The sequence below is a fragment of the Streptomyces sp. NPDC019890 genome, from assembly GCF_044903445.1.
In the GTDB taxonomy this organism is placed as follows: Bacteria; Actinomycetota; Actinomycetes; order Streptomycetales; family Streptomycetaceae; genus Streptomyces.
In genome coordinates this window covers 1-10,008 of the sequence record NZ_JBJDQK010000033.1, presented here as the reverse complement: position 1 = coordinate 10,008, position 10,008 = coordinate 1, and the positions used below count along the sequence as shown (strand labels likewise).

The following is a 10,008-nucleotide window of genomic DNA, read 5'->3' as shown; positions in this document are numbered from 1 at the left end:
GTGACGTGCGCGCTGCCAGGATCGCGATCGTGACGAGCGAGGTCGGCATGCATGCGGACACGGATCTCCGGCTGATCGTGGAGGCGTTGCGTGCCGGCGGCTCTACGGCCGAACCGGTGGCCTGGGACGCGGAGTCCGTGGCGTGGGACAGGTTCGATCTGGCGGTCATCCGGTCGACCTGGGACTACGCGGAACGGGTCGGCGAGTTTCTGGCATGGGCCGACGCGACGGCTCGCCTCACGCACCTGTGGAATCCGGCGCCGGTGCTGCGCTGGAACAGCGACAAGCGCTATTTGCCGGACCTCGCCGAGCAGGGGGTCGCCGTCGTGCCCACGCGCTTCATCGAACCGGGCGGGCGGTTCGGTGAGGAGGACTTCCAAGGGGACGGTGGGGTGGTGGTCAAGCCGGCCGTTTCCGCGGGGGCGACGGACACGGCACGCTACGAGCCAGGCCGGCACGCCGACGCCATGCGTCATGCCCGGATGTTGCTGGACCACGGCCGCGTCGTGATGGTCCAGCCATATCTGCGTCTCGTGGAAGAGGGGGAACGCGCTCTGGTCTTCTTCTCGGGCACGTTCAGCCACGCGATCCGAAAGGGACCTGTGCTGACCGAGCCGGGGGTGATCGACAACTTCCGGATGCCGCACCCCGACGTGGCCACGTACCGGCCGACCGACGAGGAAATCGACACGGCGCTGGCGGCACTGGCGGCGGTTCCGTCGCCGGAGTCCCCGCTGTTCGCCAGGGTGGACCTGGCACTGGACGAGTCCAGGAAGCCCGTGGTGATGGAGCTGGAACTCATCGAGCCAAATCTGTTTCTCGGGGACCACCCGCGGGGGTTGGAGCGTTTCGTCGACGCCGTGTGGCTGCAGCAGATGTACCGGGCCGGGTAGATGGAAGCTGGGTCCCTCCGGTCACAATCCCCGAGGCGGTACGGGTGCCCCGACGCCGCGCGAACGAGACCGCCTCACGCGGCCGGGCAGACCGCCGGGGCGGCCTCGGCGAGCTCGGCATACGGGTGAAACCCCACTCGGTCGGCAGTTGCAGCGCGGCCCACGGGATCGCGCCTGCTTGCCTGAGCACCGAGGCCGACCGCTGCACCCGCAGCTCTCGGTCACCGAGGCCGTTGCAGCCACGCGCGACAGCGGACGGAGTTGAAATACCGAACGACTCGGTTTAGATTTTCCTGAGACCACACGAACACCCTGCGTCCAGCCTTCCGGAAAGGACCTCACCCTCATGCGTTACGCCGTCCTCGGCACCGGCATCGTCGGCCGGACCCTCACCGCCAAACTCGCCTCCCTCGGCCATGAGGTCGTCGTCGGGACCCGCGACCCGCAGGCGACCCTCGCCCGCACCGAACCGGACGGCATGGGCAACCGGCCGTTCGCGGCCTGGCACGCCGATCACAACGACGTACCGCTGCAGACCTTCGCCGAGGCCGCCGCATTCGGCGAGACGGTCCTCAACACCACCTCCGGACCCCGCACGCTCGACGCCCTGGGGGCCGCGGGCGCCGCGAACCTGGCCGGCAAAGTGGTCGTCGACATCGCCAACCCGCTGGACTTCTCCCAGGGCATGCCGCCCACGCTGAACCCGGTCAACACCGACAGCCTCGGCGAGCAGGTCCAGCGCGCCTTCCCCGACGCGCGCGTGGTGAAGACTCTCAACACCATGAACTGCTCCATCATGGTCAACCCGGCCTCCGTCCCCGGCGAGCACAACGTCTTCGTCTCCGGCGAGGACGCCGCCGCCAAAGAGGCCGTCACCAAGCTGCTGACCTCCTTCGGCTGGCCGGCCGGCAGCGTCATCGACCTCGGCGGTATCGAGACCGCCCGCGGCGCCGAAATGCTGCTGCCGATCTGGCTGCGGCTGTTCGGCGCGCTCGGAAACACCGCATTCAACTTCCACATCCAGGGCGCTCACAAAAGCGCCTGACCCGCAGACGGAGCGGGCGCCGCGGCACACATCCCCGTATCCGCCGCTGCATCTGGCCAACGCCCCACGAACGGGACCGGGCTGAGCAGGCGAGCGCCATGATGACACCGGCCGACGGCCGAGAGCAGCGTATGGGCGAACGGAACGGTGCCGTACCGGTCGCCTACCCTTCGATCATGCGCGACACGAAGACCACCAAAGGAGCCGGTAGGCCACGGTCGGCCGAGAAGGACGAGGCGATCCTGCGGGCAGCCCTGGAACTGCTGGCCGCCCAGGGATACGTCCGCATGACGCTGGATCAGGTGGCGACCGCCGCCGGTGTCAGCAAGTCCACCATCCACCTGCGCTGGAAGACGAAGGCCGACCTGCTGACCGCGGCTCTCGCCGGCCTCCGCATGGCAGACGCCCCGCCCGCCTCAGGCGACATCCGCACCGACCTCGTCGACATCCTGAGGGACTTCGCCACCACGGTCGAGCGCGTGAACGGCATGGCACTCATCGGCACGTGCCTGGCCGAGGAGCCCCATACCCCCGAACTCCTCGCCCTGCTGCGCGAACGCACCGTACTCCCCCGCCGTGCTCTGCTGCGGGACGCACTCGAACAGGCACGGGAGGCCGGGCAGGTCCGCGCCGACGCCGACCTGGAAGCAGCGACCTCCGCGCTCCTCGGACCGTTCTACGCCGACTACATGGCGGGCCGCGGCGGTCAGCCGGAATGGGCGGAGCAGGCCGTGGACCTGGTCCTCGCCGGACTCCGTCCACTGAATGCGTGACGGATGATGGGTGGCGGGCGACGCGGGGATTCCGGGCGTCGGCGCTCACGACGCCCCTACCGGCGCGACGAATCCGTGCCGGCGGCCATGTAGGCCGACTGCGTCCGCGTCGAACAGGCCCGCACGCGGTCCCGCGCCCTTGCCCCAGATGCTCCAGGCCCGGCAGGCGCCCGGCTGCCGCTCGCGAAGGCTCTGCACGCCGTCCGCGCGCAGAGCCTTCGCAGCCGACCGGCGAGCAAATCCGTTGACAACCATCCCAATCGGCGTGCCATGATCCCCACATGACCTACGGAATCGAGTCCCACCCCGCCTGGTGAGCGCCCCGGAAGAGCGCACCGCGCTCCCCCAGCCGGCCTCCCTGTACGCCTACGCCCTGCGCCTTCAGCGCGCGGAGCCCTACGACCGCCTACCGAAGGGCGGCTACTCACTACCGGACCCCCGGCCCCCGTCACCAGAGCGCCGGACGCGGCCCGGGCGCGACTGGCGGGAGTCCGAGGAGGCCGCGCGTCAGGCCCTCGAACCCCTGCTGACCGACGCGGACACTGCCCGTGCCGCCGAAGAGGCGGATCGCCGCCTGCGCGAGGCAGGGGTGAACAGCCGTCATATCTTCTCCGCCATCGACAAGATGACACTGCACCACGAGGGGCGGGCCAGGGCCCTCGGGCGGCATCTCACCCGCACCGGCACCACGGCCTATGCCGTGGGCACCGGCATCGCGCTGCTGACCCGCCTCGGTGAGCCGGAGGACGTGCCGTATCTCCGGACCCTCGGTCTGCTGCGCGGTTTCACCCGGCCCGCGATCCGGGCGCTCACCGCGCTCGACGCCCCGACTGCGGCCTTGCTGTGGCTCGGCCGCTACACGCGAGGGCGTGAGCTGCGACCATTGATCGACGCCCTAGCGGTCCGCGACGACGGCGCCGCGCGCGCCTGGTTGCTGGACGCCCCGTTGGAGCCCGGCTGCGTGGACTCCGCCATCGCCCGCAGGATCGCCGAGGCATCCCGGCTCGCCGACGTCCTCGACGACGAACAGGTCACGCCCGCGATCCTCGCCCAGGCGGGCCGGCTGCTGGCGCGGATGACGAGTCCCCTGAGCTACGAGTCGGAGATCCGCAGCTACCGGGACGCGGTCAGGGTGTACGACGCCGTGGTCGCGCGAGGTTCCATGCTCACCCCGTCGCTCGACCTCTACGCCACGCTGCTCACGCTGGCGCTCGACCTGCGCAGCGGGCCCAGTGTGCTGCTGGACTGGCGGGCCGGACAGCGCGAGGCGCTCCTCGAGGCTCTGGACGCGCTGCTCGCCACGCCCGGCTGGGCTGCCGTCCTGGCCGCCCGTGAACCGGCCGATCCCGCCGAGCGCCATCGGCTCCAGTGGGCGCGCCGCACGGCCCGTCAGCCGTTCGCCGCCGCACCGGCCTCTTTCCCCCTGCGGATCGAGGTCGTCGTACGCGATCCGGCGGACCCCGACGTCGTCGAGACCAGGTTCCTGCTCGACGGTCGTCCGCTGGTCCCTGAGGCCTTCGGCCGCGGACCGGGTCACTCCCCCGAAAACCTGCTCGACAGCGGCTCACTGCGCGCCACAGCCGACGGCAACGAGGTGCAACTCGCAGAGGCCTACTGCACCGAGGGCTGCTGCGGCGCACTGTCCGTCACCATCCGCCGCGACGGTGACGAGGTGGTGTGGGACGGCTGGCGCGGCACGTCCGAGGGGATGGTGCTTCCTGCGTACCGTTTCGACGCCGTCGGTTACGACGCCGAGATCGCCCGTGCCGAGACCGACCGCGCCTGGTCGTGGCCGGCACGGACCACGGCCCGGATGGTCTCCGAGGGGCTGCGCGGGCACCCCGATCTCCTCAGCCGGTGGAACCTGCGAGGGGGCTGGGCGCACACGGACTTCTCGGCACCGGAAACGGTCGTGCTGTGGTTCACCTTCCGGCCGGAGGGCGACGGGCCGTGGCTGCAGTTCAGCTTGCGGCTCCCGGACGACGGCACGCCACCAGAGGCGTGGGCCTCTGCGGCGCTGCGTCGCCTGGCCGAGGAGGACCCCAAGGGCTACGCGAAGGTCTGTGGCGGCTCACGGGAGTATGCGGAGGCGCTGGGGTTCGCCTGGCGGGAGGGCTGACGCTGCGAGGCTGAGCGGCGAGGCGTCGGCGACGCCGCAGGCGGGCGAGCGGGCAGGCCGAGCTGCGCTGGTGTGGCGCCACTTCGTGCAATGGAGGGTGCACGCGCCGAGCGTCGCCGCCTCCGGGGCGCATCGCACCCCGCCGTTCGACCGAGCACGGCGGGGTGCGACCCGGGCGGCACCGAACTCCCGCCGACGGTCCCCGTGAACAGGTGACGGCTCCGGTCAGAGGACAAGCACATGGCCGGTGCGCGGGGCGGTCCGCCCCGACTGCACCTCGTGCCAGACCTTTTCCAGGGCCTCGGGGCCGTGACTGTGGATGACGTCGACCCAGCCCTCGACCACGGGGGCGAACCGCTGCCATGCGTCGGCGAAGCGCCGGTTCAGCCCTTCGCGCCCCCAGTCGCCAAGGCGCTTGCGCATCTGGTCGGGTGCGAAGAACATGGCCGGTCCCGTCTCGGCGAGTGTGCCGGCCGGCCCGGGCTGCTGGTTGGTGACGCCGACAACCACATGGTGCACCAGTGCGTCGCCGAGCTGGGCGCGCAGCGCGGCGGTCAGGGTCTCGTCTCCGGCGAAGTCGGCGTACAGGGTGGGTTCGGCCGGGGAGAGTTGGGGGGCGTCCTCGTATGCCAGCACCCGGTCGTAGCAGCCGAGGCTCTCGGTGAAGGCGAGGTTGCGCCGGGACGTCAGGCCCACCACTTCGCAGCCCTGCCCTTGGAGCAGGTAGGCGGCGCCGTAGGCCGTCTTGCTCGATGCGGAGGACAAGACGGCCGTGCGGGCGCCCAGCCAGGCGTTGTCGACGAGCCAGTCGGCCAGCATGAAGGAGGTCCAGAACAGCGGGCGGTAGAGGATCTGGAGGTCCTCGCGGTCCGCCTCGTATGCGAGATCGCCCGAGGTCAGGGCGTAGGCGTTGTACGGGGAGGGCAGCGTCGCCCGGTGGGGGCTCGCGTCCCGGAAACCGCGCTCGTTCACCCGCCCGGGGCGCACCAGCAGGTGGCTGCCGGACGGGAAGTAGCCGTAGAGGCGGCTGCCGTGCTCGACGCCGTCGACCCGGGATGCGACGACCTCCGCGAAGCCCCAGAGCGGGACGATGCCCCAGCCCGGCCGGGTCGGGAAGAACTCCCAGTAGCGGAAGGAGTCGCCGAGCGCGGCGTAGGTGACGTTGTTGGCGGTCAGGCCGACCCGGTCGACCCGCAGCAGCGCCTCGCCGTCCCGGACCTCCGGGACCGGCGCCTCGATCAGTTCTGCGGTCGAGAGGTCATCGCGGGCGACGAGCAGGTTCCAGCCCTTGGAAGTGGCAGTGGTGTCCATGGGTCCGGAACGTACTTGAATCCGGATTCGGATTCAATAGTAAGCTAGGATGCGGCTCATGCCCTCCCTCGATCACGCACCGTCCGAGCCCTCAGTCCCCCGGCGCACCCGGCGCGGGATGCGCACCAGGGATGCCCTGGTCGCCGCGGCGCGGAGGATCTTCGAACGCGACGGCTACCTGGACGCCCGGATCGTCGACATCGCGGCCGAGGCCGGCGTCGCCACCGGCAGCTTCTACACGCACTTCGCCTCCAAGGACGAGGTGTTCGCCGCCGTCCTGGCGGAGTTGCAGGACGAGATGCTGCATGCGGGAGTCAGCGGCGGCAGCCGCAGGGAGCTGCGGCGCGGGGTGGAGGACGCCAACCGCGCCTACCTGGAGTCGTACCGCCGCAACGCGGCGCTGATGGCCGCCATGGAGCAGGCCGCCGCCGTGGACCGGCGCTTCCTGCAGCTGCGGTTGCAGCGGTCGCAGGCGTTCATCGACCGCAGCGCCGCAGCGATCACCCGCCTCCAGGAAGCCGGACTTGCCGATCCGGCGCTCGACCCGGCGGTCACCGCCCGGGCTCTGAGTGCCATGGTGAGCCGCATGGCGTATGTGACCTTCGCCGCCGACCAGCCCGTGCCCTTCGAGGCACTGGTGGAGACCCTCACCCGGCTCTGGATCAACGCACTGCGCATGCCCCAGGAGTGAAGGCCGGCTCTGGCACCTCAGCAGTGGTCTGTCGTGTGCAGACGAGCGCACGGTACCTGCCGCGCGGCAGGGAAGTGTTGGAGTACCTGGTCAGGGTTCCTGGGACGAGGGACTGGTGCTGGTGCTGGTGTCGTTGGGCTGCTGTGTCGGCCCCGGCGAAGGCGTGGACGGAATCGCCGTCGGCGTACTCGGACCGGGTTGAGGCGTGGACGGAATCGCCGTCGGTGTACTCGGACCGGGTTGAGGCGTGGACGGAACCACCGTCGGTGTACTCGGGCCCGGCGACGGCGTGGACGGAACCACCGTCGGTGTACTCGGACCCGGCGACGGCGTGGGAGTCGGCGTCCCGCTCGACGTGGGCGTGGAGGCGGGCTCGGTGGTGGGGCTTTCGGTCTCGGTCGGCACCACCAGCTGGAAGTCCTTCACCGGCAGGTTCTTCAAGGCCGCGGCCATGTAGGCGGTCCAGATCCTTGTCGGGTATGAGCCGCCGTTCACGCGGCTGATGCCCGCGGCGGTGCCGAGAGAGAGCCGGACATGGGACGTGGGATCCTCGGCGAACATGGCCACCGAGGTGGTCAGCTGGGGTGTGTAGCCGACGAACCATGCGGAGAGGTTGCTGTCCGTGGTGCCGGTCTTGCCTGCGGCGGGCCGGCCCAGGCCGGTGGCCACATGGCCGGTGCCCTCCGCACTGACGACGCCCTCCAAGACCGAGGTGACCTGGTCGGCGGTGGCCCGGGAGAATGCCCGGATGTCCTTGTGACCTGGAAGTTCGTACGACTTACCGTTCCGGATGAGCTTCTGCACCGACCACGTTGCGATGCGCCGGCCGTGATTGTCGAGGGTCGCGTACGCCTGGGCCATGTCCAGCGGGCTGGGGGCGGCCACGCCGAGGGCCAGGGCGGGGTTGGCGCTCATGTCGGGGGTGGTGGAGGGGAGGCCCGCGGCGATGGCGGCCCTGCGGACGTCGGCCGGCCCGGCGTCGGCGCCCACCTGCGCGTATACCGCGTTCACGGACTTCATCATCGCGTTGCGCAGGCTGATCCGGCCGTAGTCACGATCGTCCTCGTTGGGCGGGCAGTAGCGCAGACCTCGTGGCAAGCCCTGGACGCAGCGGCGGCTGGTGCCGTCATAGCGGGTGCGGGGAGTGATGGTGCGGCCGTCCTGGGTGGTGGCGTGGTGCTCCAACGCGGCGGCGAGGGCGAACGGCTTGAATGTGGAGCCGGCCTGGAGGTCGTGGCGGATGGCGTCGTTGTACGGCTGCGTGGTGTAGCCCGGGCCGCCGTAGGCAGCGAGGATCTTTCCGGTGGAGGGGTCCACGGACGCGGCGCCGACGCGGATGGCTTTGGCCTTGCGGGTGTCCGGCAGCCGCCGCAGTCCCTTCTTCACCGCCTCGACCATGGCGTCCTGATTCTTCTTTACGAAAGTGGTCGTTATGTGCCAGCCACCCGAGGCGAGCATGGCGTCATCCATGATCTTGCTGTCGACGAGGTATCGGCGGGCGACGTCTATGAGGTATCCGGCCTGCCCGCTGACCCCAGGGGTGGGGCGGGGTGCCCTGGGCGTGGGGAAGGCCATGTTGGCGCGCTCGCCGCTGCCGAGATAGCCGAGCTCGACCATGCCGTCCAGGACGTAGTTCCAGCGCGCGATGGCCGCGGCCCGGTTCGCCACGGTCGCTGTGGAGACGTCGTAGACGCTGGGCGCCTTGAGCAGGGCCGCGAGGTAGGCGCTCTGCCGGACGTTCAACTGTGAGGCGCGGATGCCGTAGTACGCCTGTGCGGCGGCCTGGACGCCGTAGGCATTGCGGCCGAAGTAGCTGGTGTTCAGATACCCGGCCATGATGGCTTCCTTGCTCTGCGTCTCATTGACCTTGATCGCGATCACGGCCTCCTTGGCCTTCCGGCCGAGGGTCTGTTCCTGGGTGAGGTAGTAGCTCCTCACGTACTGCTGGGTGATCGTCGAGCCGCCCTGCAGCCCTTTGCCGGTGACGGTGCGCCAGGCTCCGCGCAGGATGCCGCGGACGTCCACCCCTTTGTTGGAGTAGAAGGTCCGGTCCTCGGCGGCGACCACGGCATGCTGCACGTCGACCGAGATCTCGGAGAGGGGCACCGCTGCGCGGTTGACCGCGCCGGTACGGCCCAATTCAGTGCCGTCGGCGTAGTAGTAGATGTTGCTCTGGCTCACGGCGGCGGCGTTGGGGCCCGGGACCTGGACGCTCGCGTAGAGGGCGGTGAAGGCGGTGATGCACAGAAGGACCACGGCGAGCAGACCGCCGAGCAACATCCGCCAGGTGGGGAGCGCCCGGCGCCACCAGGGCATCGCACGGCGCGCCTCCCTGCGCATATGCCGTGCCAGCCTGCGGGCCCGCTTCGTGGTCCGCAGCAGGTCGCGCCAGTTGGCGCCCGCTGGGACTGTCGATTCGCTCGGCCCGTCGCTCATGCGTACGCAGCTCCTCCGGCTGGCACGGTCGGGTTGCACCCTTCAGGAGGCGCACAAGGCCCGGGTGTGGCGCGCCGCTCCGTATGCGCCTGATTGTGCAGATTCTTCCCTTTTGATGCCGGACCATTCCTGTGGGCCCGAGGACGGCGATGGGGGCCGCTGAGCGGGTCGGGACGGAGCCAATGGCGTCGGGAAGCGGGCTCAGGGCGTCACCGCCATCACCTTCGAGCGGGTGGAAACGTCGGCGAGTCGCCCGCGTAGAGGCCAGTCACGCAAGGCCGGTACCACGCACCAGGAGCAGTCCCAGATCCAACGTCGCGACGGCGACCGTCCCGGCGAACGCCGCCTTGCGCCAGTATCGGCCGAGCGCGAGACCCGCGATCGCTGCCAGGGGCGCCGCGGCGAGCGTGGCCACTCCCCAGGCGCCGGCCGGCCACGCAGGTCCGAGTACCAGTACCGCCGACGCTGCCACCAGCGGGACCGGCAGCAGCAGCCGGGTGCCGGTGGTGCCGAGCCGGTGCGGCAGACCGCGTACTCCGGCCTTCAGGTCGTCACCGATGTCCGGGAGTACGTCGCCGAGGTGGGCCGCGCTACCGAGCAGTGCTCCGGCTGTCATGGCCCACCACGCAGGCCAGGGACGGCCCGGCAGGCTCAAGGCGACGACCGCGGGCAGGCTGCCGAATGCGAACACGTAGGGAAGCCAGGACAGCGCCGTAGCCTTCAGCCTCAGGTTGTACAGC

General features: G+C 70.5%; 8 protein-coding genes. 5 read left to right on the top strand and 3 right to left on the bottom strand.

Features of this window, described 5'->3' with window-relative positions; all coding sequences use genetic code 11:
• The 4 genes from ACI2LP_RS33290 to ACI2LP_RS33275 all read left to right on the top strand — a co-directional run.
• On the top strand, window positions 1–893 hold an 893-nt coding region (locus ACI2LP_RS33290), incomplete at its 5' end, for a RimK family alpha-L-glutamate ligase (protein ID WP_404728270.1).
• 346 nt (window positions 894–1,239) lie between these two features.
• Window positions 1,240–1,938, top strand: coding sequence for an NADPH-dependent F420 reductase (locus tag ACI2LP_RS33285; protein ID WP_404728269.1), 699 nt, complete (start codon window positions 1,240–1,242; stop codon window positions 1,936–1,938).
• 176 nt (window positions 1,939–2,114) lie between these two features.
• A complete protein-coding gene (locus tag ACI2LP_RS33280; RefSeq protein WP_404728268.1) occupies window positions 2,115–2,711 on the top strand; it encodes a TetR/AcrR family transcriptional regulator in 597 nt (198 codons plus the stop codon).
• 313 nt (window positions 2,712–3,024) lie between these two features.
• Window positions 3,025–4,830 carry a hypothetical protein gene (locus tag ACI2LP_RS33275; RefSeq protein WP_404728267.1) on the top strand — a complete coding sequence of 602 codons (1,806 nt, stop codon included), beginning with the start codon at window positions 3,025–3,027 and terminating at the stop codon, window positions 4,828–4,830.
• 225 nt (window positions 4,831–5,055) lie between these two features.
• Here ACI2LP_RS33275 and ACI2LP_RS33270 read toward each other — a convergent pair whose 3' ends face one another.
• Window positions 5,056–6,141, bottom strand: coding sequence for a DUF2855 family protein (locus ACI2LP_RS33270; RefSeq protein WP_404728266.1), 1,086 nt, complete (start codon window positions 6,139–6,141; stop codon window positions 5,056–5,058).
• Between the two features lie 58 nt (window positions 6,142–6,199).
• Here ACI2LP_RS33270 and ACI2LP_RS33265 point away from each other — a divergent pair, with 58 nt between their 5' ends.
• Window positions 6,200–6,832 (top strand): TetR/AcrR family transcriptional regulator, encoded by a 633-nt coding sequence (locus ACI2LP_RS33265; RefSeq protein ID WP_404728265.1) that lies wholly within the window; start codon window positions 6,200–6,202, stop codon window positions 6,830–6,832.
• Window positions 6,833–6,922: 90 nt separating this feature from the next.
• Here the strand turns inward: ACI2LP_RS33265 and ACI2LP_RS33260 are convergent, their stop codons facing one another.
• Together ACI2LP_RS33260 and ACI2LP_RS33255 are read right to left on the bottom strand one after the other, a co-directional pair.
• Complete coding sequence (locus ACI2LP_RS33260) at window positions 6,923–9,268, bottom strand: transglycosylase domain-containing protein (protein ID WP_404728264.1); 2,346 nt, start codon at window positions 9,266–9,268, stop codon at window positions 6,923–6,925.
• Window positions 9,269–9,536: 268 nt separating this feature from the next.
• Window positions 9,537–10,008, bottom strand: a 472-nt coding sequence (locus ACI2LP_RS33255) for a UbiA family prenyltransferase (protein ID WP_404728263.1), incomplete at its 5' end; no start/stop codon positions are given.

What these genes read in the sequence shown, in the direction of transcription:
- ACI2LP_RS33285 (WP_404728269.1), top strand. Translation starts at nt 1,240, where the DNA reads ATGCGTTACGCCGTCCTCGGCACCGGCATCGTCGGCCGGACCCTCACC.
- ACI2LP_RS33280 (WP_404728268.1), top strand. Translation starts at nt 2,115, where the DNA reads ATGCGCGACACGAAGACCACCAAAGGAGCCGGTAGGCCACGGTCGGCC.
- ACI2LP_RS33270 (WP_404728266.1), bottom strand. Translation starts at nt 6,141, where the DNA reads ATGGACACCACTGCCACTTCCAAGGGCTGGAACCTGCTCGTCGCCCGC.
- ACI2LP_RS33265 (WP_404728265.1), top strand. Translation starts at nt 6,200, where the DNA reads ATGCCCTCCCTCGATCACGCACCGTCCGAGCCCTCAGTCCCCCGGCGC.
- ACI2LP_RS33260 (WP_404728264.1), bottom strand. Translation starts at nt 9,268, where the DNA reads ATGAGCGACGGGCCGAGCGAATCGACAGTCCCAGCGGGCGCCAACTGG.